The sequence below is a fragment of the Rhodoferax sp. SPJ21 genome (assembly GCF_058216335.1).
This window is the reverse complement of record NZ_JBYZMO010000003.1, coordinates 778512-802505: the sequence shown is the minus strand read 5'-3', so window position 1 is coordinate 802505 and position 23994 is coordinate 778512. Positions and strand designations below refer to the sequence as shown.

The 23994-nt window shown below is 64.5% G+C and carries 26 protein-coding genes; 4 read left to right on the top strand and 22 right to left on the bottom strand.

Annotated elements, in window-relative coordinates; all coding sequences use genetic code 11:
* The first annotated feature begins 44 nt into the window (after nucleotides 1-44).
* Together AC4BBN_RS19005 and cysE are read left to right on the top strand one after the other, a co-directional pair.
* Nucleotides 45-815, top strand: a complete 771-nt coding sequence (locus AC4BBN_RS19005; RefSeq protein ID WP_490593566.1) for an RNA methyltransferase — start codon at nucleotides 45-47, stop codon at nucleotides 813-815.
* 179 nt (nucleotides 816-994) lie between these two features.
* Entirely contained in the window at nucleotides 995-1768 is a 774-nt protein-coding gene (gene cysE, locus AC4BBN_RS19000; RefSeq protein ID WP_490593565.1) for a serine O-acetyltransferase, read from the top strand.
* Nucleotides 1769-1835: 67 nt separating this feature from the next.
* On the opposite strand, the gene AC4BBN_RS18995 is transcribed toward cysE, so the two are convergent.
* From AC4BBN_RS18995 to yjgA, 3 genes are all read right to left on the bottom strand, one after another.
* Nucleotides 1836-2666, bottom strand: coding sequence for a PhzF family phenazine biosynthesis protein (locus tag AC4BBN_RS18995; RefSeq protein WP_490593564.1), 831 nt, complete (start codon nucleotides 2664-2666; stop codon nucleotides 1836-1838).
* Nucleotides 2667-2740: 74 nt separating this feature from the next.
* The gene (mog, locus tag AC4BBN_RS18990; protein WP_490593563.1) at nucleotides 2741-3325 is read right to left on the bottom strand and encodes a molybdopterin adenylyltransferase; all 585 of its coding nucleotides are present in this window, start codon (nucleotides 3323-3325) and stop codon (nucleotides 2741-2743) included.
* On the bottom strand, nucleotides 3322-3960 hold the full coding sequence (gene yjgA, locus AC4BBN_RS18985) for a ribosome biogenesis factor YjgA (RefSeq protein ID WP_490593562.1): 639 nt from the start codon (nucleotides 3958-3960) through the stop codon (nucleotides 3322-3324). Before yjgA ends, mog begins: the two co-directional genes overlap by 4 nt.
* Before the next feature lie 87 nt (nucleotides 3961-4047).
* Here yjgA and pmbA point away from each other — a divergent pair, with 87 nt between their 5' ends.
* Entirely contained in the window at nucleotides 4048-5439 is a 1392-nt protein-coding gene (gene pmbA / locus AC4BBN_RS18980) for a metalloprotease PmbA (protein ID WP_490593561.1), read from the top strand.
* A 92-nt stretch (nucleotides 5440-5531) separates the two neighbouring features.
* On the opposite strand, the gene AC4BBN_RS18975 is transcribed toward pmbA, so the two are convergent.
* Genes AC4BBN_RS18975 through AC4BBN_RS18960 form a run of 4 tightly spaced genes read right to left on the bottom strand, consistent with a single transcriptional unit; the run spans nucleotide 5532 to nucleotide 8885 of the window.
* On the bottom strand, nucleotides 5532-6551 hold the full coding sequence (locus AC4BBN_RS18975; RefSeq protein ID WP_490593560.1) for a TRAP transporter substrate-binding protein: 1020 nt from the start codon (nucleotides 6549-6551) through the stop codon (nucleotides 5532-5534).
* A gap of 48 nt (nucleotides 6552-6599) precedes the next feature.
* The gene (locus tag AC4BBN_RS18970; protein WP_490593559.1) at nucleotides 6600-7892 is read right to left on the bottom strand and encodes a TRAP transporter large permease; all 1293 of its coding nucleotides are present in this window, start codon (nucleotides 7890-7892) and stop codon (nucleotides 6600-6602) included.
* A gap of 5 nt (nucleotides 7893-7897) precedes the next feature.
* Complete coding sequence (locus AC4BBN_RS18965) at nucleotides 7898-8407, bottom strand: TRAP transporter small permease subunit (protein WP_490593558.1); 510 nt, start codon at nucleotides 8405-8407, stop codon at nucleotides 7898-7900.
* Entirely contained in the window at nucleotides 8394-8885 is a 492-nt protein-coding gene (locus AC4BBN_RS18960; RefSeq protein WP_490593557.1) for a gluconokinase, read from the bottom strand. Before AC4BBN_RS18960 ends, AC4BBN_RS18965 begins: the two co-directional genes overlap by 14 nt.
* A 228-nt stretch (nucleotides 8886-9113) precedes the next feature.
* Between AC4BBN_RS18960 and gntR the strand changes: the two genes are divergently transcribed.
* On the top strand, nucleotides 9114-10160 hold the full coding sequence (gene gntR, locus AC4BBN_RS18955; protein WP_490593556.1) for an HTH-type transcriptional regulator GntR: 1047 nt from the start codon (nucleotides 9114-9116) through the stop codon (nucleotides 10158-10160).
* An 84-nt stretch (nucleotides 10161-10244) separates the two neighbouring features.
* Here gntR and AC4BBN_RS18950 read toward each other — a convergent pair whose 3' ends face one another.
* The 15 genes from AC4BBN_RS18950 to hemH all read right to left on the bottom strand — a co-directional run bounded on the left by AC4BBN_RS18950 (nucleotide 10245) and on the right by hemH (nucleotide 23982).
* Nucleotides 10245-11816, bottom strand: a complete 1572-nt coding sequence (locus tag AC4BBN_RS18950; protein ID WP_490593555.1) for a DUF6600 domain-containing protein — start codon at nucleotides 11814-11816, stop codon at nucleotides 10245-10247.
* A 76-nt stretch (nucleotides 11817-11892) separates the two neighbouring features.
* Complete coding sequence (locus tag AC4BBN_RS18945; protein ID WP_490593554.1) at nucleotides 11893-12354, bottom strand: GatB/YqeY domain-containing protein; 462 nt, start codon at nucleotides 12352-12354, stop codon at nucleotides 11893-11895.
* Nucleotides 12355-12544: 190 nt separating this feature from the next.
* Entirely contained in the window at nucleotides 12545-12757 is a 213-nt protein-coding gene (gene rpsU / locus AC4BBN_RS18940; protein ID WP_092756237.1) for a 30S ribosomal protein S21, read from the bottom strand.
* 148 nt (nucleotides 12758-12905) lie between these two features.
* Nucleotides 12906-13700 carry a phosphate/phosphite/phosphonate ABC transporter substrate-binding protein gene (locus tag AC4BBN_RS18935; protein ID WP_490593553.1) on the bottom strand — a complete coding sequence of 265 codons (795 nt, stop codon included), beginning with the start codon at nucleotides 13698-13700 and terminating at the stop codon, nucleotides 12906-12908.
* 5 nt (nucleotides 13701-13705) lie between these two features.
* Entirely contained in the window at nucleotides 13706-14383 is a 678-nt protein-coding gene (locus AC4BBN_RS18930; protein WP_490593552.1) for an ABC transporter permease, read from the bottom strand.
* A 77-nt stretch (nucleotides 14384-14460) separates the two neighbouring features.
* Complete coding sequence (locus tag AC4BBN_RS18925; protein ID WP_490593551.1) at nucleotides 14461-15393, bottom strand: ABC transporter ATP-binding protein; 933 nt, start codon at nucleotides 15391-15393, stop codon at nucleotides 14461-14463.
* Nucleotides 15390-16589, bottom strand: coding sequence for an ABC transporter permease (locus AC4BBN_RS18920; RefSeq protein ID WP_490593550.1), 1200 nt, complete (start codon nucleotides 16587-16589; stop codon nucleotides 15390-15392). Before AC4BBN_RS18920 ends, AC4BBN_RS18925 begins: the two co-directional genes overlap by 4 nt.
* A 4-nt stretch (nucleotides 16590-16593) precedes the next feature.
* Nucleotides 16594-17517, bottom strand: coding sequence for a glycine betaine ABC transporter substrate-binding protein OsmF (gene osmF, locus AC4BBN_RS18915; protein ID WP_490593549.1), 924 nt, complete (start codon nucleotides 17515-17517; stop codon nucleotides 16594-16596).
* A 32-nt stretch (nucleotides 17518-17549) separates the two neighbouring features.
* Nucleotides 17550-18482: a fatty acid desaturase gene (locus AC4BBN_RS18910; protein ID WP_490593548.1), complete on the bottom strand. Its 933-nt coding sequence runs from the start codon at nucleotides 18480-18482 to the stop codon at nucleotides 17550-17552.
* A gap of 220 nt (nucleotides 18483-18702) precedes the next feature.
* Nucleotides 18703-19503 carry a phosphate/phosphite/phosphonate ABC transporter substrate-binding protein gene (locus AC4BBN_RS18905; protein ID WP_490593547.1) on the bottom strand — a complete coding sequence of 267 codons (801 nt, stop codon included), beginning with the start codon at nucleotides 19501-19503 and terminating at the stop codon, nucleotides 18703-18705.
* A 134-nt stretch (nucleotides 19504-19637) separates the two neighbouring features.
* The gene (locus AC4BBN_RS18900) at nucleotides 19638-20138 is read right to left on the bottom strand and encodes a GAF domain-containing protein (RefSeq protein ID WP_490593546.1); all 501 of its coding nucleotides are present in this window, start codon (nucleotides 20136-20138) and stop codon (nucleotides 19638-19640) included.
* A gap of 125 nt (nucleotides 20139-20263) precedes the next feature.
* Nucleotides 20264-20890: a pyridoxamine 5'-phosphate oxidase family protein gene (locus AC4BBN_RS18895; RefSeq protein WP_490593545.1), complete on the bottom strand. Its 627-nt coding sequence runs from the start codon at nucleotides 20888-20890 to the stop codon at nucleotides 20264-20266.
* A 45-nt stretch (nucleotides 20891-20935) separates the two neighbouring features.
* Nucleotides 20936-21481 (bottom strand): SEL1-like repeat protein, encoded by a 546-nt coding sequence (locus AC4BBN_RS18890; protein ID WP_490593544.1) that lies wholly within the window; start codon nucleotides 21479-21481, stop codon nucleotides 20936-20938.
* Nucleotides 21478-22701 (bottom strand): BaiN/RdsA family NAD(P)/FAD-dependent oxidoreductase, encoded by a 1224-nt coding sequence (locus AC4BBN_RS18885; RefSeq protein ID WP_490593543.1) that lies wholly within the window; start codon nucleotides 22699-22701, stop codon nucleotides 21478-21480. The genes AC4BBN_RS18890 and AC4BBN_RS18885 overlap by 4 nt, the downstream gene beginning before the upstream one ends.
* A gap of 174 nt (nucleotides 22702-22875) precedes the next feature.
* Nucleotides 22876-23982 (bottom strand): ferrochelatase, encoded by a 1107-nt coding sequence (gene hemH / locus AC4BBN_RS18880; protein ID WP_490593542.1) that lies wholly within the window; start codon nucleotides 23980-23982, stop codon nucleotides 22876-22878.
* Nucleotides 23983-23994 lie beyond the last annotated feature (12 nt).

Sequence of the window (23994 nt, the reverse complement as noted above, 5' to 3'; positions counted from 1 at the left end):
AATCGGGGGATTTTACCTCTTCAAAAATTTTTGCCGATTTCGCCATGCAAAGCCGTTTTATTCTGATCCAACCCAGCCATGCTGGCAATGTGGGTGCTACTGCCCGCGCGATGAAAGTCATGGGCTTTGACGACCTGGTGCTGGTTGACCCGCGCTGGCCGAATGTGCTGCGCCGGCAGGAGACGATCCAGCGCGCCAGCGGCGCCTTGGATGTGCTGGACAAGGCGCGCATCGTCGCCACGCTGGACGAGGCCTTGGATGGCATGGACCACCTGTGCGCCACCGCCATGACGCCGCGCGACTTTGGCCCGCCCACCCGTGCGCCGCGCCAGCACTTTGAAATGCTATTGAAACAGGAGCTACCCGTGCAGGCAGAATCTGCGTCGGAGCCCGATTTGCCTTCAAGCCTGCCGGAAGGCGTGGCGTTTCTGTTCGGCTGCGAACGCTTCGGCATGGCCAACGAAGACGTGTACCGCAGCCATGTCGCTTTGAGCATTCCGACCAACCCGAAGTTCGGCTCGCTGAACCTGGCCGCTGCCGTGCAGCTGATCGCCTACGAATGGCGCATGGCGCTGGGTGGCTTCGCTGTCGAGGCCTCCACCCCTGAGCCGGTGCGCGCCGATGCGCGCCAGGTGGCCGGCATGCTGGCGCACTGGGAGCAGGCGCTGACCGAGGTGGGCTTCCTGGACCCGACTGCGCCCAAGAAGCTGATGCCACGCCTGAACCAGTTGTTCAACCGCGCCCAGCCGCTGCAGGAAGAAATCCACATCCTGCGCGGCATCGCCAAAGCCATGACGCAGGCTGCGGAAAAATAGTTGCTCACCCCCAGGCTCCACACTTCGTGTTTCCGCCAACCCCCTTGCAGGGGGTGAACCCAGTGGCCCGGCAAAGCCGGATCCACGGGTTCCTGGCCTGAAAGCCGTTGTGCTCGTCGTTAGATGGCCAATAGTTGCGCGGACAAACACTATCCCCATCAAACGACTAGACTATTCCGATGTTTTCCCGCCTCCGCTCCGACATCCGCTGCATCCTCGATCGTGACCCCGCTGCCCGCAGCACCTGGGAGGTGATCACGTGTTACCCCGGCTTGCATGCGGTGGTGCTGCACCGCCCTGCCCACTGGTGCTGGAACCACGGCTTCAAATGGCTGGGGCGCTTCATCTCGCACTGCGCGCGCTGGCTGACCGGCATCGAGATCCACCCCGGCGCCAAGCTGGGTGAGCGGGTGTTCTTCGACCACGCCATGGGCGTGGTGGTCGGCGAGACCGCTGAAATCGGCGACGGCTGCACGATTTACCAAGGCGTAACCCTGGGCGGCACCTCGCTCTACAAGGGTGCCAAGCGCCACCCGACCCTGGGCCGCGACGTGGTGGTCAGTGCCGGTGCCAAGGTACTCGGCGGCTTCACCGTGGGCGACGGCGCCAAGATCGGCTCCAACGCGGTGGTCATCAAGCCGGTGCCGGCAGGCGCCACGGCGGTGGGTATTCCGGCCCGCATCATCCTTCCGAAGGACGGCCAGGCTGGCGACGCTGCCATGGCCACGCCGCGCTTTAGCGCCTACGGCATCACGCCAGACGGCGACCCGATCGGCGAAGCCATGCGTGGCCTGATTGACAACGCCTCTAACCAGGACCACCAGATCGCCATGCTGTGGCAGGCTATCGAAAAGCTGTCTGCCAGCCAGACCACACCCGACTGCGTGCCTTGCGACGCGGCACGTACCGAGTGTTTTGAGGCTGAGAAGCTTACGCAGCTGGTAGGCAAGTAATCTTCCAAGCCTTTTAGGCCTCTAGCGCAGATTCCACCCGCGCCAGCAGCTTCAATTTCAATAGCAATCAGGCCATCAATCGGGCCGAGCCCGACACGCGGATTGAGCTGCCGGGCTGGCTGCTGAACTCGGCATGCAGCAGGGAGCGCATGCCCATGTCTTCACCTTGCACCACGTCGATGGCGCCGCCGTGCGGCCAGTCCAGGTCGCGTAGGTAGCCGGCCAGGGCGGCGGTAGCGGCACCGGTGGCGGGGTCTTCCAGCACGCCGCCAGACGCGAACGCATTGCGGGTGTGGAAGCGCTGCGACGACTCGGCAAACGCCAGCAGGATGGTCACCAGGCCGGCGCGCAGCATCAGGCTGCGGCCTGCGGCCAGGTCGTAATGCATGGTGGCCAGGGCGCTGCGGGTCTTCAGGGCCAGCACCAGGTGGTCGGCACCGCCATGGGCCAGGGCCGGCGGGATGCGTGGGTCCAGGTCGTGGGCGGTGTAGCCCAGCAGGGCCAGGGCCTCGGCTACCAGTTCGGCGGGTGCGGGCTGGCTGCGCGTGGGCGGCGATTGCAGCGCGGCGGTGAACAGCGCTCCGGCGCGCTGGCCTTCCACGGTGATCTGGGCGTGGTTCAGCGTCAGCGGGTAGGCGCCATCACCATGCTGCTGCGCCAGCGCCGCGCCCAATGCAATGGTGGCGTGGCCGCAAAACGGCACTTCGGTCTCTGGCGAGAAGTAGCGCACCCGCCAAGCCTTGCCCAGGGGCGCAGCAAAAGCGGTTTCAGAAAAGCCTACGGCGGCTGCGGTGCGCTGCATTTCAAGGTCGCTGGGCAGTACGTCGGCGATGACCACTCCGGCGGGGTTGCCGCCTGTGGGGCCGTCGGAGAAGGCGGCGAGTTTCAGGACTTGCATGGTGTCTCCTTGCAGGACTGTGAAGGGCTGAAAGTCATTTTCAGCCGGAGCGTGAAGCCCTGCCGCCGTCGTGCTTATGGGGTGGCCGGTGGGCGAATCGCCGATTTGGGCCGGAAGGCCTTGCACACCGTATCCACCGTTTCCAGGTAGGGCCCGCCGATCAGGTCGATGCAGTAGGGCACGGCCGCGAAGATGCCGGGCGTGCCCAGTGCGGGCAGGCCTTCCAGCGTCTCGGCGATGGCCTTGGGCTGGCCGGGCAGGTTGATGACCAGGCTTTTGTCGCGGACTACGGCGGTCTGGCGCGACAGGATGGCGGTGGGCACGAACTTCAGGCTGATCTGGCGCATCTGCTCGCCAAAGCCGGGCATTTCCTTGTGGGCGATGGCCAGCGTGGCCTCGGGCGTGACGTCACGCAGGGCAGGGCCGGTGCCGCCGGTGGTCAGCACCAGGCTGCAGCCGGCATCGACCAGTTCGACCAGCGTAGCGCTGATGACGCCTTGCTCGTCGGGGATCAGGCGCGGCACGAATTCGATGGGGTTCTGCAGCGCGCGGCTCAGCCAATCTTGCAGGGCGGGCAGGCCTTTGTCTTCGTAGACGCCGGTGCTGGCGCGGTCGCTGACCGAGACGATGCCGATCTTGACGCGATCGAAGGCGCTCATTCCTCTTCTACCGTACCGTCGTTCAAGGGCCCGTCGGTGTCCGCCAGGTGCTCGCGTACCAGTTGGAAAATCTCGCGGTAGGCGCGGCCATGGCGCGGCAGGGCGCCGGGCTTATCGGGCGTCGCGTCCTTACGGGCCTGGCGCACCAGAGCGCGCAATTGCTGGGAGTCGGTTTGCGGGAAGTCGGCGATCCATTCGCCCACGGCTGCGTCTTCGGCAATCAGGCGGTCGCGCCAGGTTTCTGCCTTGTGCAGGGCCAGGTTTTCCTGGGCCGAGCCGAATTGCTGTACTTTCAGCGCGGCGCGGATGGCTTCCAGCATTTCGGGCTCTTGCTTGCGCATCAGTTTGCCGATGTACTGCATCTGGCGGCGCTTGCCTTCGAAGTTGGTGATGCGCTTGGATTCCACGACCGCGTCAAACAGCTTCTCGCCCAGTTGCAGCTTGGTGAGCAGGTCTTGGCGTAGGGTCAGCAGGTCTTCGCCTAGCTTTTGCAGTTCGTCGCTTTCTTTCTTGAGGTCGGTGCGGCTGGAGGCATCCGTGCCCTTGAGTTCGGCTTTGAGCTGGATGTCCAGTTCGCTACCTTCGGCGACGAATTTGCCGTGGACGTAGTAGCCTTTGGTGAGTTTGCGTGACATGGTTTTTAGTGTGGGGTGGCGCAGTGCGCGGGTATCCGATGGGGGTGCAGCAGAGCGGGCTGCGTGGCAAGTATCATAGCCGCCAACATGAAAAAACCAGATTCCACCTCTGCCCTCGACAGCCGCCGTCCTGATAGCGGCTTCGCTTACAGCCGCCCATTCTTTGAAGAATTGGTAGATAGCGCTCTGGCGCACGCCAAAAAACTGGGCGCCACCGACGCCGGCGCCGAGGCCTCCGAGGGCTGTGGCCTGAGCGTATCGGTGCGCAAGGGCGCGCTGGAAACCGTGGAGCGCAACCGCGACAAGTCGCTGGGCATCACGGTTTACATCGGCAAGCGCCGGGGCAACGCCAGCACCTCTGATTTCTCCAAGGCAGCGATCCAGCAGACCGTGCAAGCGGCTTTTGATATTGCCCGCTTCACCGCCGAAGACCCGGCCGCCGGCCTGCCCAGTGCCAAAGACATCGCCAAGCGCCAGGTGGATCTTGACCTGTTCCACCCCTGGGCCATCACCAGCGAAGACGCAGCCCAGATCGCTATGGAATGCGAGGCCGCAGCCCTGCAGACCAGCAAGCACATCACCAACAGCGAAGGTGCTGGCGTGTCGGCCCAGCAGTCGCATTTCTTCAGCGCGCACAGCAATGGTTTCCGGGGCGGCTACGCCAGCTCGCGGCATTCCTTGTCGGTAGCGCCGATTGCCGGCAAGGGCAGCGGCATGCAGCGTGACTCCTGGTACAGCTCCATGCGCGACGCGGCCGAGCTGGCTTCTCCGCAGGACGTGGGCCGCTACGCTGCCCAGCGCGCGCTGAGCCGCCTGAAGGCGCGCAAAATCCCGACCGTGGAATGCCCGGTGCTGTTCGAGTCGCCGCTGGCCGCCGGCCTGCTGGGCGGCTTTGTGCAGGCCGTCAGCGGCGGTGCGTTGTACCGCAAGAGCACTTTCCTTCTGGACTCCATGGGCAAGCAGATCTTCCCCAAGCACATCGATTTGATGGAAGACCCGTTCGTGAAGCGCGGCAAGGGCAGCTCGCCGTTCGACGAAGAAGGCGTGCGCGTCAAGGCGCGCAAGGTGGTGGATGCGGGTGTCGTCGAAGGCTATTTCCTCAGCAGCTACTCGGCGCGCAAGCTGGGCATGAAGACCACTGGCAACGCCGGCGGCTCGCACAATTTGACGCTGACCTCCCGCAGCACCCGTGCGGGCGACGACCTGGACGCCATGCTGAAAAAGCTGGGCACCGGCCTGTTCGTGATCGAACTGATGGGCCAGGGCGTGAACTACGTGACTGGCGACTACTCGCGTGGCGCCAGCGGCTTCTGGGTGGAAAACGGCGAAATCGCCTTCCCCGTGGAAGAGATCACCATCGCCGGTAACCTGAAGGACATGTTCAAGGGCATCCAGGCTATTGGCGCAGACACCTACAACTACGGCGCGAAGACCGTGGGCTCGATCCTGGTGAACCGGATGAAGGTGGCAGGGAGCTGATGTAAGACTTCAAGGCCTTTTAGGCCTCCAGCGCTTATAAAACCAGCGCCACCAGCTATCAATAATATAGCTGGTGGCGTTTTGCTTTGGGCTTACTTGCTGCGTTGTTTGGCCAGTGCGGCCTGTGTTTCTTGCCACAGGTCCATGCCCACATTGGCAGCGACCAGGGCGTTGACCTTGGTGAGCTTGTCGCGCATGCGGGCGGCTTCGGTGGGGGGCAGTTGGTTGATCTGCATTCCCTTGGTTTTCAGGTCGGCCAGGGCTTTGGCGGCTTCGTCGCGGGTGTCTTTGCGCTCAAAATCGCGGCTCTGGATGGCGGCGTCCAGCAGTACTTTTTGCTCGTCCTTGCTCAGGCCGTCCCACCACTTCTTGCTGGCCAGCACGATCCAGGGGCTGTAGACGTGGTTGGTTACGCTCAGGTACTTCTGCACCTCATAGAACTTGCTGGAAACGATGGTGTTGAACGGGTTTTCCTGGCCGTCCACGGTGTTGGTTTCCAGCGCGCTGAAGAGTTCGCTGAAGGGAAGGGGAATGGCGTTGGCGCCCAGAGTCTTGAAGCTGCTCAGGAAGACTTCGTTCTGCATCACGCGCAGCTTGATGCCGTCCATGTCTTCCAGCTTGGTGACGGGACGTTTGTTGTTGGTCAGGTTGCGGAATCCGTTCTCCCAGTAGACCAGGCCTACCAGGCCTTTTTCCTGCAGCTTGGCCATGACTTTCTGGCCGATGGGGCCGTCCAGAATGGCGTCGGCTTCCTGCGCGTTGTTGAACAGAAAGGGCGTGTCCCAAAGCGCCATCTCCTTGGTGATGCCGACCAGGGTGGCGGTGGAGCCAACCATCATCTCCTGCGCGCCGCCCACCAGGGCTTGCTGCATTTGGGTGTCGGGGCCGAGGGCGGCAGCGCCGATGGCGCGCATTTTCATCTTGCCGCCAGAGGCTTTTTCGATCGCACTGACCAGTACTTTGGCGGCGCGGCCCTGGTTGCTTTGCTCGTTCAGGCCGTAGCCGAAGCGGATGATGCGCGGCTTGATGTCTTGCGCGAAGGCCGCGCTGGCGGCGCCCAGGGCGAGTGCGGCCACGGTGGCCAGGGCGGTACGGCGAAGGAAGGTGTGCATGGTGTTTGTCCTTGGTTGTAAGTTGTTGGTTGCGAGAGAGCGGGCGGTTTAGCGCATCCACGCCACGGGGGCGATGACGAGCTGCGGGAAGATGATGAATAGGATCAGGATCAGCGTGTAGGTGATGAGGAAGGGGTTCACGCCCTTGATGACGGTGTGCATGGGCAGGCGGCCCACGCCGGCAATCACGTTCAGCACCGTGCCAACCGGTGGGGTGATCAGGCCGATGGCGCCGTTCAGCACGAACATCAGGCCGAAGTACACCGGGTCTATGCCGGCCTTGACGGCGATGGGCAGCATCACCGGGGCGAAGATCAGGATGGTGGGCGTGAGGTCCAGTGCGGTGCCGATCAACACCAGCACGAGCATCATCACCGCCATCAGGATGCGCGGGCTTTCCACCAACGGGCCGAGCCAGTTCGACAGCGTGCTGGGCAGGTCGGCCAGGGTGATCATGTAGCTGGCCACGGCAGCGCCGGCGCACAGGAACATCACCACGGCGGTGGTCTTGGCGGCGCGCACCAGCACCGTGTAGAGCTCGGGCAGTTTCATTTCACGGTGCACGAAGAGGGCTACGACCAGCGCGTAGAACGCGGCCACCACGGCGGCCTCGGTAGGCGTGAACAGGCCGCTTTTCATGCCACCGATGATGATGATGGGCATCAGCATCGCCCAGAAGGCTTTCAGCGTGGCGTGCAGGCGTTCCTTCATGGGCAGGGGCTGGCCAATCGGCAGCTCGGTCTTGCGCAGCACGAACTTCCAGGCCACGATCAAACCGGCACCCATGAACAGGCCGGGCACGATGCCCGAGACGAACAGTGCCGAGATCGAGGTGTTGGTAGTCACACCGTAAATCACAAACGGCATGGACGGCGGAATGATGGGCGCGATGATGCCGCCCGAGGCCAGCAAGCCGGCCGACACCGGCAACGGGTAGCCATGCTGGCGCATCATCGGCAGCAGGATGGTGGCCAGCGCTGCGGTGTCGGCCAGGGCCGAGCCGCTCATGCTGGCCATCAGCACGGCAGCGCCAATCGCCACATAACCCAGGCCGCCACGGATGTGGCCGACCCAGGCCTGGGCCATGGCGATGATGCGCCGGCTGATGCCGCCCGAGTTCATCAGTTCACCGGCCAGGATGAAGAAGGGCACGGCCAGCAGCGGAAAGCTGTCCACCCCGGCCACAAGGTTCTGGGCCAGCAACTGGGTATCCCAGAAATCTAGAACCCAGGCCATCCCGGCCCCGGTGAGTACCAATGCCAGCGCCATGTTCATGCCGATGCCCATCAGCACCAGCATGCCCAGCGAAAAAACGACGAATGCTTGACCTTCTGCGGACATATGACTTACTCCACTTCCGCGCCGTGACCGAGGTCCAGGGCTTTGTTACGTACCAGCTCCCACAGTGCCATCACGGCGATCAGCAGGGAACACAAAAACGCCGGCAAGGGCAGCAGCGCGCTGGAGTAGCCCAGCACCACCGAATGGCTGCCCATGCCCACGACCACCTGCTGCCAGGCGCCCCATGCCAGGAGACTGCAGCCCAGCACCACCAGCACGCGGATCAGGGCCGCCATTGCGGCCAAGGCCCCAGGTTTGTCGCGCAGCGCCAGCAGCAGGCTGGTGAAGGCCATGTGCTCGCCCATGGGGTAGGCGGCAGCGGCACCGATGAACACCATCCACACAAACAGCAGGCGCGACAGCTCTTCGCTGGCGGCCACGCCGCTGCCAAAGCCATAGCGCAGCACCACGTTGATGAAGACCGAGGTGGCCATCACGGCCAGGCACAGGGCCATGGCTGCATGGGCCAGGCGCACCATGCGGGGCACGGGGAGAGGTGTTTCAGGGGTTTGCATACGGGGTCTCCTGCATCCAATGGATGACGTGTTGGGTAAGGGGTGCCAGGGCCAGGGTGGCATCGACCACCAGTACACCGGCTTCACCCTCGGGGCTTTCCAGGGCCTCAAATTGGCTGTCCACCAGGTTGGCCCGGAAGTAATGGCCACCCGCGCGTTGGGCCACCCGCTGGCGGGCTTCCTCGCGGCTCAGTGACAGGTGTACAAAGCGCAGGCCCGGCACGGCGCTGCGCAGCTGCTCCCGGTAGGCGCGTTTGAGGGCCGAGCAGGTCAGTACGGCGCCCTGGGGGTGGTGCTGCAGCTCCTCGCCCAGCCGCGCCAGCCAGCCTGTACGGTCGGCGTCTACCAGGGGCACGCCGGCGCGCATCTTGGCAACGTTGGCGGCGGAGTGGTAGTCATCGCCTTCGATCAGGGGCCAGTGCAGCGCCTTGGCCAACGCATCCCCCAAACTTGATTTGCCGCATCCGGCAACGCCCATAACAACCAAAGAAACCATCTTGGACAGCGCAATCCCAATGAGTGAAAAAAACCAGGCCAGCGGCCTGTACGACGTCTAAAAACCGTTTTTGATTTTTTGGACAGCGCTATCCTATGTCCCTGCAGCGTGTATTTCCATCAGGGTTTTCACCTGCAAATGTGTCAAACCCGGTCGATTGGGCTGGTCGAATGGCTTGCCCCTGCCTCGGTAGAATCGCCTCCACACCGCATGGACAGCCCTTCTTCACCCCCTTCTTCCGCCCCTTTGCGCCGCCGGGCCACCGGGCGCGCCACGCTTAACGATGTGGCTCTGGCCGCAGGTGTCAGTGCCATCACGGCGTCACGCGCCTTGCGCGGCGCCCGGGCGGTGGATCCGGTGCTGGTTGAGAAGGTCCAAGTGGCAGCCCTGCAACTGGGCTACGTGCCCGACCCTGCGGCCCGCGCATTGGCGTCGGCCCGTAGCTCACATGTGGCGGTGCTGATTCCCTTGCTGTCGAACGCGCTGTTCGTCGAGCTGCTGGAAGCGGTGCAGCGCACCTTGGCGCCTGCCGGCTACCAGACCCTGATGGGCGTGACCCATTACCAAGCGGCGGAAGAAGAGGCCTTGCTGCGCAGCTACCTGGCGCACCGGCCGGCCGGGCTGCTGGTCACCGGTTTTGACCGCAGCGAAGCCGCCCGCCAGATGATTGCCCGCAGCGGCGTGCCCTGTGTGCATTTGATGGAAACGGCGGCGACGCCAGGCGTCTACGGCGTGGGGCTATCGCAACTGGACGCGGCGCGCACTATCACCGAACACCTGTTGCAGCGCGGCCGCCGGCGTATCGCCTACGTTGCTGGGCAGCTGGACCCGCGGGTCATGCAACGCGCCGAGGGCTACCGCGCCGCCCTGCGGGACGCGGGGTGTTACGACCCTGACCTGGAGGTATTGGACCCGTCGCCGACCTCCATGGCCCTGGGTGGGCAATTGCTGGAAAGCCTGCTGGCACGCCGGCCGGATGTGGATGCCGTTTTCTTTTGCAACGACGACCTGGCGCAGGGCGGGCTATTAGCCGCGTTGCGTCTACAGGTGGCCGTGCCAGGGCGGATTGCGGTGGTGGGCTTCAACGACCTGGCCGGCAGCGACCAGATGTTGCCGCCTCTGACTACGATCCGCACGCCGCGCGCCGAGATCGGGACGCAGGCCGCCACGATGCTGCTGGCGTTGATGCGCGGTGAACCGGTGCTGCACAGCACGGTTGATCTGGGCTACCAGCTGGTGGTGCGCAGCAGCAGCTGAGGGCCTTAATATTCAGTATGTTTTATACCGCTGGCGCACTATTTACCTGCGCCGGCTGCTATAAATAGTGAAGCAAAACATGCTTTAACGATTTGGCTCTTCGCCCGGGCGCAGGATGCGTTTGCGGTCTGGGGTCCAGGTGTTGGGCCTGGCCTCCTGCACCTGTGGGCGGGGCATGGGCTGGATCTGCTGTGCTGGCTGTGGCGGCTGTTGTTGCTGTTGCTGCTGCTGCTGGGCGCGTTGGTTCCGGTCCCGCTGCGCCTGTTCACGTTGGGCTTGCTCTGCCTGCTGTTGCTGGATGCGGTTTTGCTGTTCGCGCATTTGCTGCTGCACGGCATCGCGCTGCATTTGTTCCCGTTGCTGGCCTTGCAGCTGCATACGGTTTTGCTCTTGCTGCTGGCGCTCGCGGTCTAGCTGCTGCTGGCGTTGCAATTGGGCGCGCTGCTGCAAGTCCTGAAAGTTGTTGGGGGCCTGCATCATGGGCTCCACCATATGCACTTGAGGCCGGGGCATGGGAATGGCCTGCTGGCTGGGCGGGCCACCGTGCCATGCGGGGTTGGCGCCCACGCCGGGAGGCAGACCGGGCCGTGACTCGGGTGGGCGGTTGGGGTTGGCTGGGCGCCAGGTCTGGCCGGGGGCCAGCGGAAACCAGTTGTTATTGGGTGGATGGTGGCGGTCACGGTCGGCAAATGGGTCGCGGAAACCCACCACCGCAGGCACATACGCCGGGCGTGCCATCACCGGCCCAGGCACCCAGCACCATTGCGCGCCGATCTGCGCCCAGCGGCCGTAATGGAAGGGTGCAAAGCCCCAGGGCGCGTCGTCTACCCAGGTCCAGCCCCAGGGTTCAATCCAGCGCCATTGGCCGTTGCGGAAGGGTGCCCACTGGCTGCTGTTGACGCGGGGAATCCATACCGTGCCGAATTCAGTGTCGGTGCGCCATTCGCCATAGGCGTCCAGCTGCTGGTAGCCCACGGTGTCGCGCGACACGTAGCGGGCGCTGAGCGACTGGTCTTCGGCCCGGTCACGGGCGCTGGCCCACATGTCAAAGGAATCGCGGGGCGGGTTGTCGTAAAAAACCTCCTGGCTCAGCTGGCGGTCGGCAAAGCGGATCTGCTGCCCGGCGGTGATGCCGCGTGCCTGGCCGCTTTCACCATAGGCCACGCCGCTGCCGCTGCGCACGGTGACGGCGGTGGTGCGCAAGGGGGGATCTACATCCAGCCGGTATTCGCCAGGCTGGCTGATGGTGAAGGCCAGGTTGGGGGTGTCGATTTCCAGCTGTTCGCCGGGATAGATCTGGCGCACGCGCAGCGACAGGCTACCCCGCTCCAGCGTCAGGCGGGCGGTGTCGTCGTCCAGCTGGGCGATTTCCAATGCGGCCGGGCCGCTGCTGCGCAGGGCGGTAGAGCCTATGTGCAGCTCATTGCGGCCACCAGGGGCGGTTTGCAGCCTGTCGCCGGTGGTAAGTGGGCGGTTGTATTCGGCCGGGCTCCAGTCGTTGCTGCCGCCGGGCGCGTAGCTGGTGGCACCCTCCATCTGGCTGATGCGGCCAACGCGACTGGGCGCGTCGGTCTGTGCGGAGGCCTGCAAGCCCGCCAACGCGAGTAACAAGCCGCCCAGGAAGCGGCTTGTTCGGTAGAGAAGGGAGTAGGACATGGCGTGCAGCGAAGTGGTCACGCCTGCATAACGCGGTAGCCAGGACAATGGTTGTCCCGGCTACGGATGCTTACGTTTATCCCGCCAGCGCAGCCTTCACGGCGGCAGACACCTGGCCCATTTCGGCCTTGCCGGCCAACTGCGCCTTGGCGGCGCCCATCAGCTTGCCCATGTCGCCACCGGCCAGGGGGCGGCCCAGTTCGGCGACCAGGGCGGCAGCCAGCGCGTTGACTTCGGCGGCGACTTGCTCGGCGTCCAGACGCTGGGGCAGATAGGCGGAGAGCACGGCCATTTCGGCCTTTTCCACATCGGCCAGGTCGTTGCGGTCGGCCTTGACGAAGGCTTCCACCGAGTCCTTGCGCTGCTTGATGAGCTTGTCAACGATGGCGATGATGGCGGCGTCATCCAGCACCACGCGTTCGTCCACTTCTTTTTGCTTCATGGCCGACAGCAGCAGGCGGACGGTACCCAGGCGGGCGCTGTCCTTGGCGCGCATGGCGGTTTTCATGTCTTCGGTGATTTGTTCTTTGAGTGACATTGGTTTTCCTTTTTGAGGGAGGAGGCTATTGCGTTTTCATTTCAAGCCGAGATTAGGCGCGCAGCCGCAGACGGTACTTCGGTACGGCCAGGCAAAGCAACGACATATCGGTTTGAAATGAAAACGCCATAGAAAAAGCCCGCCCTGGCGTCCCGGGGCGGGCTTGTCAAACTGCGGACAGTTTGAAAGCTTAATACAGCTTTTTAGGCAGCTGCATCGAACGTACACGCTTGTAGTGGCGCTTCACAGCGGCCGACTTCTTGCGCTTGCGCTCGGTGGTGGGCTTTTCATAGAACTCGCGCGCGCGCAGGTCGGTCAGCAGACCGAGCTTTTCGATGGTGCGCTTGAAGCGGCGCAGGGCCACGTCAAAGGGTTCGTTTTCTTTTACACGGATAGTTGTCATGACAAAAAAAGATTCCGATAGTGTGCGGGTCTTGTCAAAGGAAGATCAGGCCGTTTGACGAAGGGACCGCGGTGTTCCCTCGCTATTACATTGATCAGGCAGCGAGGGTTTGCCAGCAAAGCCTTGGATTATAGCGCGGAAGTACGATCTATAGCCGCAGGTAACCCGCATCGATGGCATTTTGCGCCATTTGCGGGATCACACCATAGACGCTGAGCGGCAATTCGGTGAAATCCTGAATGAGCAAGGCCGCCCGTGCTTCCGCCCAGCGTGGGTCGGCGACGACCTGGTGCAGGGCCTGGCGCAAGGCCTGCAGCATGGCGGCAGGGGTGTGGATGGAGGTGACCAGCGGCAAGCCCGGCGCTGGCACAGTCTGGCCGAAGGCCTGCAGTCCGCGCACGGCCTCGGGCTGGTCGCGGGTCAGCAAGGCCCAGGTCACGCAGTCCACCGCCGCCAGATCGGCCTGGCCGCTGCGGACCAGTTCGACCGAACGCCGGTGCGAGCCGGACGCGACGGCGCTGGCAAAAAACCGGCCATCCCGTGCCCACGGTGCCAGCAGTGCCCGCAGGCTGTTGTAGCCCGACTGCGAATCTTCCGAGTTGTAGGCTACTACCCGGCCGCGAAACGCCTGTAGCGGCTGGCCGGCATCCGCGTCCCGGCAAACCAGCTGGCTGCGGTAGTACACGCTCTCGCAGCCGGGCGCGGCATAGGCCCATGCGCCAACCAACTGGACCCGGCCGGCCAGCCCATGCGTCAGCGGATAGCCGCAGGTCTGGCTCAGCAGCAGGCCGGGGTCGGTCCAGTGCGCCATCAAATCATCGGGTTGGGTCAGGGTGTCAGGTGCTTGGCCAAGGCCGACGTGGCGCAATGATTCGGCTAGGGCCTGCCACAGTGTGGCATTGGCGGCCGATCCGGCGGCATACATGGGGAGGGAAGACAGCATGGGTTTCAGCGGGATTGGGTGCGCCAGCGGTCCAGATATTCGGCCAACCGGCCAAAAGCCATGTCGGTCACCACGGCCAGCCCACCGACCAGGATCGCGCCTTGCAGCACATAGGCGGTGTTGAAGCCGCTCAGGCCGACGATGATGGGCGAGCCCAGAGTTTTGGCGCCGACGGTGGAGGCAATCGCGGCCGTGCCCAGGTTCACGATGACCGAGGTACGCACGCCGGTCAATATCACCGGCAGGGCCAGTGGTAGCTCTACTTTTAAGAGCGTACCCAGGCCGCCCATACCCAGCCCTAGCGCGATTTCGCGTACCGAAGCGGGCACCGATTCGATACCGGCGATAGTGGCCCGTACCACCGGCAGCAGGCCGTACAAGGCCAGCGCGATCAGTGCGGGCTCGGTACCGAAACCGATCAAGGGCGCGGCAATCGCCAGCACGGCCACTGGCGGGAAAGTTTGCCCCATGGCGACCACGGTTTCCACCAGCGGCTTGAATTCTTGCCCGGCGGGCCGGGTCACGGCCACGCCGGCGCCTACTCCGACCACGACCGACGCCAGGCTGGACCAGAACACGATGTTCAGATGTGCGAGCACCAGGGCCACAAAGCTGTCCTGGGTGTAGACCGGCCGGTCCAGCGCCGGGAACAGCGCGGCAAACAGCGGCCGCAGCTGTGGCATACCCCATGTCAATAATGCTAGCAAGAGAACCACCCAGAATAAGCGGTCATGCAAGATTTTGTGCAGGACTCTATGCATTACGCAGCTCGTTGCCAGAGGTCGGCAAAGTGCAGCACGCCCAGCGCCTGGCCGTGCTCGTCCACCACCGGCAGGCGGTCGCAGGCGCGGGCCACGAAGGTCGACAGGGCTTCGCGCAGGCTGGTGTGGGCGGGCAGGGCGTCGCCGGCCACGGTTTCGCCGCGCCGGGTGTGGGCTGCCACGGTGGCCAGGCCCAATAACTTGATGCCTATGTCGCTACGGCCCACAAAGTCGGTCACGAAGTCGTTGGCCGGGTGGGTCAACAGCTCGGTGGGGCTGCCGGCCTGCACGATCTGGCCGTCCTGCAGCAGCACGATGCGGGTCGCCAGGCTCAGCGCCTCGTCGATATCGTGGGTCACCAGCACAATGGTTTTGCCCGATGTCTTATGGATGCGCAGCATCTCTTTTTGCAGCGTGCTGCGCGTCACCGGGTCGAGCGCGCCAAACGGCTCGTCCATCAGCAGCACCTCGGGGTCTACCGCCAGCGCCCGGGCTACGCCTACGCGCTGCTGCTGGCCACCCGACAGCTGGTGCGGATAGCGGCCGCGGTAGGTGGCGGGCGCCAGGTCCAGCAGCTCCAGCAGCTCGGTCACGCGGTCGCGGATGCGGGCCGCCGGCCAGCCCAGTAGCTCGGGCACGGTGGCGATGTTTTTCTCCACCGTCCAGTGCGGGAACAGGCCGATGGACTGGATTGCATAGCCCATGCGGCGGCGAATGTCCTGGGGCTTGAAGCTGCGGATTTCTTCGCCCTGGAACAGGATGCGGCCCGAGTCGTGTTCGACCAGCCGGTTGATCATCTTCAAGGTGGTGGACTTGCCAGATCCCGAGCCGCCGATGAGCACGGTGAATTCGCCCTTGGGGATATTCAGCGACAGGTCTTTGACCGCTGCCGCTCTGCCAAAGGATTTGTGCACGTGCTGGAATTCGATCATGGCGTGGGTGTGAGGAATACAGACAAAGATTGAAACAGCGCATCGACCAGCACCGCCAGCGCCACTACCGGCAGCACGCCCAGTAGTACCAGGTCCAGCGCACTGCTCAGCAGGCCCTGGAACATGATGGAGCCAAAGCCGCCCGCGCCGATCAGCGCTGCCACCACCGCCAGGCCTACGGCCTGCACGGTGGTGGTGCGGATGCCGGCCACCAGCAACGGCAGGGCCAGCGGCACTTCGACGCGCCAGAAGATCTGCCGCGGTGTCAGCCCCATACCGGTTGCCGACTCCACCACCGCCTCCGGCACCTGGCGCAGGCCGGTGACGGTGCTGTGCACGATGGGCAGCAGCGAATACAGGGTCAGCGCCAGCACCGCCGGTGTCAGTCCGATGCCGCTGATACCGGCGTTGGGCCACCAGGCCGCCAGCATGGCCAGCGGCGCCATCAGCAGGCCGAACAGGGCAATCGACGGCACGGTTTGCACCAGATTCAGCAGCGCAAACAGCGGCGCCGCCAGACGCGGCCGCCTAAACGCCGCCACGCCCAGCGGCACGCCGATCAGCAGGGTCGGCACCAGGGTGGTCAGCACGATTTGCACATGGCGGCGCCAGGCGGACTGGAATACGTCCTGCCGGTTTGCATATTCCTTCAGCAGCGAGAGCGCATCCAGATGGCCTTGCAACAGCAGGGCCACCAGCGGCAGCGCCACGGCCACGCCTGCCAGGCTGCGGGTCAGCGCATTCAGCTTCAGGCGCTGCAGCGCATCGGCCGCAGCCAGCGCGCACAGCACGACCAGAATCCAGAATCCGCCGCCAAACGAGGTGCGCAGCAGCGGCGACTCGGCCGTGGCTGCGGCCTGCCGTGCCTGCTCGCCCGCCAGCCAGACCCAGCCGAACAGGCTGGCCGCCGCCGTCAGCAGCACCAGCCAATGGACGCGAGGTTGCGGGGCCAGAAACACTGCGCCAGCCAGCAGCGCGGCGGGTAGCAGCACCAGCCAGCGCCAGCCGGCCAGGATGTCGGCCAGTGGAATGCCCACGCCCGAGACCAGGCGGTTTGGCGCCTCGGTCACAAACGCCAGGCGGAAAGCCACGAACAGGCCGAGCAGCACCAGGCTGAACAGCACCCGGTTGCGCACCCAGCCCGGTGTATCGGAGGCCTCGGCTACAGCTATCAGGGAGGGCGAGGCCTGCGCCATCGGTTTATTTGACGAAGCCTTTGGACTTCAGGTAGGCAGCCGCTACGGCCTTGGCGTCCTGGCCTTCCAGGGCGATCTTGGCGTTCAGGCTTTGCAGGGTCGGGCCGTCCAGGCTTTTGAACACCGGTGCCAGCGCATCCTTGATCTTGGGGTTCTTGGCCAGCACATCGGCGCGCACCACCGGTGCCGGCGCGTAGATGGGCTGCGCGCCCTTGCTGTCGTTCAGGATCACCAGGCCCAGCGCGGATACCGGGCCGTCGGTGCCGTAGGCCATGGCGGCGTTCACGCCCGAGGTCTGCTCGGCCGCGGCCTTGATGGTCACCGTGGTGTCGCCGCCGGCCAGGGTCAGCAGCTGGTCCTGGTTCAGCTTGAAGCCGTAGGTGGTCTGGAAGGCGGGCAGGGCGTCGGGCCGTTCAATGAACTCGGCCGATGCCGCCAGCTTGAACTTGCCGCCGGTGCCCAGCCATTTGCCCAGGTCGTCCAGCGACTTCAGATTGTTTTTGCTGGCCACATCTTTGCGGATGGCGATGGCCCAGGTGTTGTTGGCCGGGGCCGGCTCCAGCCAGACCAGCTTGTTCTTCTCGGCGTCCAGCGCCTTGACCTTTTCATAGCCGGCTTTGGCGTCTTTCCAGGCCGGGTTCTTTTCGTCGGAGAAGAAGAACGCGCCGTTGCCGGTGTATTCGGGATAGATGTCGATTTCGCCCGCCGTCAGCGCGCCGCGCACGATCTTGGTGTTGCCGAGCTGCAACTTGTTCTCGGTCTTGATGCCATTGGCTTCCAGCACCTGCAGCACCACATTGCCCAGCAGTGCGCCTTCGGTGTCGATTTTGGAGGCGACGCGCACGGCGGTCTGGGCGTGCAGTGCGCCCGTCAGGCCCACAGCGGCAACAGCGGTAACCAGCAGGCGGCGAGAAAACGAATAAGCCATGGGAATTCCTTTAAACGGAGATGGACAAGATTTCAGTGCAGGCTAGAGCGTGCCACAGGAATCAGTTCTTCAGGTAACACAGGTGAATCAATCGGTGTCAGCGCAAACCGACGCAGCAGATGGCCGTAGCCCGGCACCAGAAAGCCGCCGTTGCGCTGCAGGTAGCCGCTGCGGTCGGCCAGGTAGGTGGTGCGCAGCCGGTACCAGGGCATGGACGGGGTTTCGTGGTGCACCACGTGGTAGTTGTTGTTCAGGTACAGCAGTCGCCAGAACGGGCTGGCCTCGTTGATGGCGATGCGGTGCGCGGGGCGCAGCGCCGGCCGGTGTTCGTACAGGGATCGCAGCATGGCCAGGCCCAGCGCCGGGTAGGACACCAGCAGATAGTGCAGCGGATGGATGCCCGCATAGTGCTGCAGCGCCCACAGCAGCAGCGCCAGCAGGCCCAGGTGCTCGGCCCAGCTGCGGCTGTGCGACCAGTCGCCGCGCAGCGGCTGGCGCAGGATATCGGCCCAGGTCGGCACGATGGCCAGCGCCGGGCCGACCAGCAGCCGCCCCAACACCGTGCGCTGCCAGCGCCAGCAGACGCGCTGCCAGGCGGGCAGGCCCGCATATTGGGCGGCTGTCAGGTAGTTGCTCTCGGGGTCGATGCCGGGCCGGGTCAGGTGCTCGTCCTGGTGGTGGATCAAATGGCTGTGGCGGTACATGTCGAACGGGTACCAGACGGCCAGCGGCGCCAGGCCCAGCAGCCGGTTGATGCGCGGCGACGCCGTGGGGTGGCCGTGCACCAGCTCGTGCTGCAGGCTCATGTACCAGCAGACCACCAGCAGCAAGGCCGTGCTGCCCAACACATTGCCCAGCTGCTGCCAGTACACCACCACCGCCACCCAGGCCAGGTAGATGCCTGCTGTCAAAAGCCAGGTCGGCCATTCAAAACGGTTGCGTGCAAGAGTGCTGGGGCTGTGCATGGTGGGGATGTAACAAGCGGAAAAATGCCTGTCATGGATGTTACGTTCACCCGGTATATACAAGCAAAGAATAAATACGCCTAAGCATATTCGGTGCCAACGGGGTGGAGTCCTGCAGTCGCACCTCCGCCAGCCATGGTTCAGCGGCCATTTGCTATATTAAAAATAGCTGTTGGCGCAGGTGGAATATGCGCCGCAAGCCGATTTTCTCTAAATGAGCCTACAACTGCGCCAGGCCCAGCGCCGTAGCCTGTCTATCCAGGTCCCGCAGCACCCGGTAGGCCGAGCTCGGCACGGCCTCGAAGCCGCCCAGCAGCAGCCCGGCGCGGGTGCCGGTCAGTGCCGGGTCGGCCATCGCCTGTTGCAGGCCTTGGCGCAGCAGGGCCAGCAGCGCAGGCGGCGTGCCCAGGGCGGTGACCAGCGCTGTGCCCGGCACGCTGGCGGTGCGGCCGACGATGCGTGTGCCCTGCACTACCTCGGGCTGGTAGCGCTGGAACTGGGCGTAGCTGATGCAGTCGATGGCCGCGATGTCCGCCGCGCCGTTGCGCACCAGCGCCAGCGAAGCGATGTGCGCGCCCGAGGCTATTGCCCGCGCAAAGAAGCGCCCGTCCACCGCCAGCGGCGCCGCCATGCCGCGCAGGCTGTGGTAGCCCGACTGCGAATCGGTCGAGTTGTAGGCCACCACCTGGTTGCGGAATGCGGCCAGGTCTTGGCCGGCATCGTCCGCCCGGCACACCAGGTGGCTGCTGTATTGGATGCCCTCGCAGCCTGGCGCCGTGTAATGGAAGGCGCCGACCAGCTGCACCCGCTGCTCCAGCGCATCCACCATCTGGTAGCCGCAGCACTGGCTCAATAGCAGGTCGGGCCGCAGCCAATGGCTGGTGAGGTCGTCGTTGGTGGGGGTGTCAAGCTCCGTGGGTACCTCCGGCACGCCCGCCTGGCGCAGGTAGCCGGCCAGGTACTGCCAAAGCGCGGCGCTGCCAGCTGGGTGGGACACGTACATGGGGAGGGAGGCGATCATGGGGTGGGGGGGCTGTTGGGGAGGGCGCGAGCATACCCAGGCTGGAGTGCTATTTAAACAGTAGCTGCTGGCGCACTATTTATATGCGTTAGAAGCCAAAAATGTTGGCGTGGCAGCTGCCTGCCAATACGCCTTTAAGCACTTGCGACAGGGTAGGGCGGAATGTGCTGCCCTTGCTGCAGCCGGCTGGCGACTTGCAGCAGCAGCTCTATGTCCAGTGTGTCCGGGTCGCGAGGCACCACGTCGTAATGGCATAGGGTGCCCAGCAGTTGGCCATCAGGGTCCATCACCGGTATGCCGCAATAGGCGAGTACGGCGTTGCGTGCGGGGTGGCTTTCCAGCCGGGCATCGTCCAGCGCATTGGCGACGGTGAACAAGCCCTTGCTTTCGCGCACATAGCAGCAGTAAGTGGCCGTGTCTGGCACCTCGGCGGAGCTGGTGACGGACGGGTTTTCGCGGTCGTAGTGGAGGACCGCAGTGGCCTTGCCATCCTGGAAACGAAAGACACCGATGAACCGGTAGGCAGACAGCGACAGGATGTACGCCAGGGCCTCACGTGCCCCTTTGGATTCGAGAGTTTGCGCGAACTGTCCAAAATGTTCGCAGGTGCGCAAGCCTTCGGAAAGAGTCTGCATATCAGTGGTCTCTGGTTGCAAGGTTAGGGCTAGTTACATAGCCAAGAGTCGGCTTGACGTAAGCAGTGTATCGGGGGCACATATGGTTAGTGCGCATGCCATACCGATGGGATTCCTTGTCCAGTTCAGTACATCGTGGCGCGCTGGCGGGCAGTGCGTTCAGCGTCGTACGCCGCACCGTCGATGGCGTTCTGGGTCACCGCCGCCAGCATCGCGCCCGCACTGGGCACGGTGGTGGCCAGCCCCGGGTCGCACGGATCCCACAGCTTGGACCGCAGCAGCGCCCGGGCGCACTGGAAGTACACCGTTTGCACCCGGATCTCGATCACGCACTTGGGTTGCACTCCGTTGATGGCCAAGCGTGCCAGCAGCTCGGGCGCTACCGAAATCCGGGCTAGCCCGTTGACCCGTAGCGTCTCGTTGGTGCCGGGCACAAAGAACAGCAGCGCCACATGCGGGTCGGCCAGGATGTTGCGCAGGCTGTCGATGCGGTTGTTGCCCCGCCGCTCGGGCAGCAAGAGGGTGTGTTCGTCCAGCACGGTCACTAGCGGCGCCGGATCACCCCGGGGGGACGTGTCCAGTCCGTCCGGCCCAGAGGTGGCCAGCACCGCGAAGGGCGACGCCTCTATCCACTGGCGGTAGACCGGGTGCAGGTAGGGCACTTCTTTGCGTATCGACACCTCAGCCGCCTCGCCAAACAGTGCCTCCAGGGCGGCAAGGTTGGTGATGGTGTGGCTGTCTGGTGTGGTCATGCTGGTGCGCCGGGGCGGCGGTTAGGGGGCGGTTAGGTGGGGCGGTTAAGGCTGCTCGACTTTCAGCCGCGTCGCATATTTCGCGATCAACTCCTTGGCCATGGCGTCGCCTGCGCTGCGGTCGGCGGCAGAAAGCCGTGGCGCCAGGTCGGCCATGGCCTTGTTGGCGTCTTTCAGTATGTCTTCTTCGATCGGATCGGTGGCGCTGTTCCGGGCGGCGGTGGCGATGGCGCATTGGTACCAGGCATAGGCCTGGGCCGCATTGGCGGCCACGCCTCTGCCAGCTTCATAGGCTTGGCCCAGGTGCAACTGCGCCTCCGATACGGCCAGCGCCGCACCCTTGCGCCACAGCTCCACCGCTTTGGCGGGCTGGGCCGGGCCGCCCAGGCCGGCGTACAGCAGAAAGGCCAGGTTGTTCAGCGCCTCGTCGGGCCCGCCATCTGCCAGCGACTGCTCCCACTGCTTACGCGCTTCGGCGTAGTCCTTCGCCCGCCAGGCGGCGACGCCCTGGTTGTAGGCGGATTCTTCCGCGGACGCGACGGAGGTGGCTAGCGTGATGGCCAGCAGAATGTGTATTGCAAGCCGGTTCATGCGGCCGCCCGCAGCGCCTGCCCACACGCAAACCCGCTGGCCCAGGCCCACTGGAAGTTGTAGCCGCCCAGCCAGCCGGTCACGTCCATCACCTCGCCGATGAAATACAGGCCGGGCTGTTTGGATTCCATGGTCTGCGACGACAAATCCCGCGTGTCCACGCCGCCAGCGGTGACCTCGGCCTTCTTGTAGCCTTCCGAGCCGTTGGGCGTCAGCTCCCAGCGGGCCAGCTTTTCGGCCAAGCTGTTGAGTGCCTTGTCGGTGGCGTCGCAGATGGGTTTTTGCCAGGCCGGGTCCTGGCCGGCCCAGGCGTCGGCCAGGCGCGAGGGCACCAGCTGCGCCAGCTCGTTGGCGATCAGCTTGCGCGAGGTGGCTTTGGCCCGCAGCAGGGCCGGGGGTAGGTCTTTTTCGGGGGCCAGGTTCAGGCGGATCGGCGTGCCATCAAGCCAGTAGCTGGATATTTGCAGCACGGCCGGGCCGCTCAAGCCCCGGTGGGTGAACAGCAGGTCTTCATGGAAGCTGGTCTTGTCCTTCTTCACGCCGGTTTCGATCAGCACCGGCAGCGCCAGGCCGGACAGGTGCGCGTAGGGCGCCCAGGCTTCGCTGTCAAAGGTCAGCGGCACCAGCGCCGGGCGGGGCGTGACCATGCGCAGGCCGAACTGCTGGGCGATACGGTAACCAAAGTCGGTGGCGCCGATCTTGGGGATGGACAGGCCGCCGGTGGCGACGACGATTTGCGGCGCGTGTATGGTACCTTCGCTACTATCTATTTCATAGCTGCCTGCGGAGGTAGTGTCTGTGCTAGCGGCCGAATAGCGTATGTTTTTTACGCTGCAGGGCTGCCAGCGTGTAACGTTGCCGGTGGCGCATTCGGCCAGCAGCATGTTCACCAAATCTTCGGCGGATCGGTCGCAAAACAGCTGGCCCTTGTGCTTCTCGTGGAAGCTGATGCCGTGGCGGGTCATCAGTTCGGTGAAGTCCTTGGGCGTATAGCGGCTGAGCGCGCTGCGGCAGAAGTGCGGGTTCTCGCCGAGGAAGTTGGCCGGCGTCACATCGCGGTTGGTGAAGTTGGCGCGACCGCCGCCAGAGATGCGGATCTTCTCGGCCACCTTCTCGCTGTGGTCGATGACCAAGACCTTCAAACCCCTCTGCCCGGCCACGCCCGCACAGAACAAACCGGCCGCGCCCGCGCCGATGACGACGACATCAAACTTATGCATCAAATTGGCCTCTAGCGCAGGTAGAAGCTGCGCAAGCAGCTATAAAAATCATAGTTTTAGTGAATGGCTCGCTTCTTCCAGGAACACCGCAGAACTGGCTTCGCCAGGCTGCTGGTGTTGCCCCCTGCAAGGGGGTTGGCGGAAAGTGCGCAGCACTGGAGCCTGGGGGTGTACTCAAGTTCTCGCTCCTAGGGCCTTGGCGCGCGCTGCGGTATCCGCCAGGCTCTGCGCGTCCGGCGGGTTCTGCGTGGGCCAGCCTTGCAGATGGTTTTGCACGATGGTGCTCAAGGCGGTGATCCAGCCGGGTTCGCTGTTCAGGCAGGGGATGTAGTGGAACTCCTGGCCGCCTGCGTTCAGGAAGGCGGCTTTGCCTTCCATGGCGATTTCTTCCAGCGTCTCCAGGCAGTCGCTGGTGAAGCCGGGGCAGATGACGTCCACGCGCTTCACCTTGGCCTTGCCCATGGCGATCAGGCTGGGCTCGGTATAGGGCTCCAGCCATTTGGCGCGGCCCAGGCGCGACTGGAAGGTGACCTTGTACTGTTCCTTGGCCAGGCCCAGTGCGGCGGCCAGCAGGCGTGCGGTCTTGTGGCATTCGCAGTGGTAGGGGTCGCCCAGGTGCAGGGTGCGCTCGGGCACACCGTGGAAGCTCATCACCAGTTGGTCGGGCTGGCCGTTGTGCTGCCAGTGGCTGCGCACGCGCTGGGCCAGGGCAGCGATGTAGCCGGGGTCGTCGTGGTAGCGGTTGACGAAGCGCAGCTCGGGGATGTTGCGGGTCTGGCGCGCCCAGTCGTACACCGCGTCGAACACGCTGGCCGTGCTGGTGGCCGAGTACTGCGGGTAGGCCGGCACGATCAGCACCCGGGTCACGCCCTGGGCCTTGAATTTGTCCAGCTGCTCGGCAATCGACGGGCTGCCGTAGCGCATGGCGTAGTCCACCTGCACCTGGTGGCCGCGCTCGCCCAGCCAGCCGCGCAGCATCACCGCCTGCTGCTCGGTGCCAATGCGCAGCGGCGAGCCCTGCGGCGTCCAGATGCTGGCGTATTTGGCGGCCGACTGCTTGGGCCGGGTGCGCAGGATGATGCCGTGCAGGATCACGTTCCAGATGACCTTAGGGATCTCGATCACCCGGTGGTCGCTGAGGAACTGCGCCAGATAGCGGCGCACGGCCGCTGGCGTGGCGGCGTCTGGCGTGCCCAGGTTGCAGTACAGCACGCCGGTGCGCGGGGCTTGGGCGTGGGAATGTGGGGGTTCTGGCTTGAAGGGGGAGGCGAAGAGGGGCATTCCGGTATTCTC

Bases quoted from the DNA above. Each gene is read 5' to 3' on its own strand.
- AC4BBN_RS19005 (WP_490593566.1), top strand. From the start codon at position 45: ATGCAAAGCCGTTTTATTCTGATCCAACCCAGCCATGCTGGCAATGTG.
- AC4BBN_RS18895 (WP_490593545.1), bottom strand. From the start codon at position 20,890: ATGACCACACCAGACAGCCACACCATCACCAACCTTGCCGCCCTGGAG.
- AC4BBN_RS18960 (WP_490593557.1), bottom strand. From the start codon at position 8,885: ATGGGCGTTGCCGGATGCGGCAAATCAAGTTTGGGGGATGCGTTGGCC.
- cysE (WP_490593565.1), top strand. From the start codon at position 995: ATGTTTTCCCGCCTCCGCTCCGACATCCGCTGCATCCTCGATCGTGAC.
- AC4BBN_RS18905 (WP_490593547.1), bottom strand. From the start codon at position 19,503: ATGATCGCCTCCCTCCCCATGTACGTGTCCCACCCAGCTGGCAGCGCC.
- yjgA (WP_490593562.1), bottom strand. From the start codon at position 3,960: ATGTCACGCAAACTCACCAAAGGCTACTACGTCCACGGCAAATTCGTC.
- AC4BBN_RS18900 (WP_490593546.1), bottom strand. From the start codon at position 20,138: ATGCAGACTCTTTCCGAAGGCTTGCGCACCTGCGAACATTTTGGACAG.
- hemH (WP_490593542.1), bottom strand. From the start codon at position 23,982: ATGCCCCTCTTCGCCTCCCCCTTCAAGCCAGAACCCCCACATTCCCAC.
- AC4BBN_RS18890 (WP_490593544.1), bottom strand. From the start codon at position 21,481: ATGAACCGGCTTGCAATACACATTCTGCTGGCCATCACGCTAGCCACC.
- AC4BBN_RS18975 (WP_490593560.1), bottom strand. From the start codon at position 6,551: ATGCACACCTTCCTTCGCCGTACCGCCCTGGCCACCGTGGCCGCACTC.
- gntR (WP_490593556.1), top strand. From the start codon at position 9,114: ATGGACAGCCCTTCTTCACCCCCTTCTTCCGCCCCTTTGCGCCGCCGG.
- pmbA (WP_490593561.1), top strand. From the start codon at position 4,048: ATGAAAAAACCAGATTCCACCTCTGCCCTCGACAGCCGCCGTCCTGAT.
- AC4BBN_RS18920 (WP_490593550.1), bottom strand. From the start codon at position 16,589: ATGGCGCAGGCCTCGCCCTCCCTGATAGCTGTAGCCGAGGCCTCCGAT.
- AC4BBN_RS18995 (WP_490593564.1), bottom strand. From the start codon at position 2,666: ATGCAAGTCCTGAAACTCGCCGCCTTCTCCGACGGCCCCACAGGCGGC.
- AC4BBN_RS18970 (WP_490593559.1), bottom strand. From the start codon at position 7,892: ATGTCCGCAGAAGGTCAAGCATTCGTCGTTTTTTCGCTGGGCATGCTG.
- mog (WP_490593563.1), bottom strand. From the start codon at position 3,325: ATGAGCGCCTTCGATCGCGTCAAGATCGGCATCGTCTCGGTCAGCGAC.
- AC4BBN_RS18935 (WP_490593553.1), bottom strand. From the start codon at position 13,700: ATGCTGTCTTCCCTCCCCATGTATGCCGCCGGATCGGCCGCCAATGCC.
- AC4BBN_RS18910 (WP_490593548.1), bottom strand. From the start codon at position 18,482: ATGCACAGCCCCAGCACTCTTGCACGCAACCGTTTTGAATGGCCGACC.
- rpsU (WP_092756237.1), bottom strand. From the start codon at position 12,757: ATGACAACTATCCGTGTAAAAGAAAACGAACCCTTTGACGTGGCCCTG.
- AC4BBN_RS18885 (WP_490593543.1), bottom strand. From the start codon at position 22,701: ATGCATAAGTTTGATGTCGTCGTCATCGGCGCGGGCGCGGCCGGTTTG.
- AC4BBN_RS18930 (WP_490593552.1), bottom strand. From the start codon at position 14,383: ATGCCACAGCTGCGGCCGCTGTTTGCCGCGCTGTTCCCGGCGCTGGAC.
- AC4BBN_RS18965 (WP_490593558.1), bottom strand. From the start codon at position 8,407: ATGCAAACCCCTGAAACACCTCTCCCCGTGCCCCGCATGGTGCGCCTG.
- AC4BBN_RS18950 (WP_490593555.1), bottom strand. From the start codon at position 11,816: ATGTCCTACTCCCTTCTCTACCGAACAAGCCGCTTCCTGGGCGGCTTG.
- osmF (WP_490593549.1), bottom strand. From the start codon at position 17,517: ATGGCTTATTCGTTTTCTCGCCGCCTGCTGGTTACCGCTGTTGCCGCT.
- AC4BBN_RS18925 (WP_490593551.1), bottom strand. From the start codon at position 15,393: ATGATCGAATTCCAGCACGTGCACAAATCCTTTGGCAGAGCGGCAGCG.
- AC4BBN_RS18945 (WP_490593554.1), bottom strand. From the start codon at position 12,354: ATGTCACTCAAAGAACAAATCACCGAAGACATGAAAACCGCCATGCGC.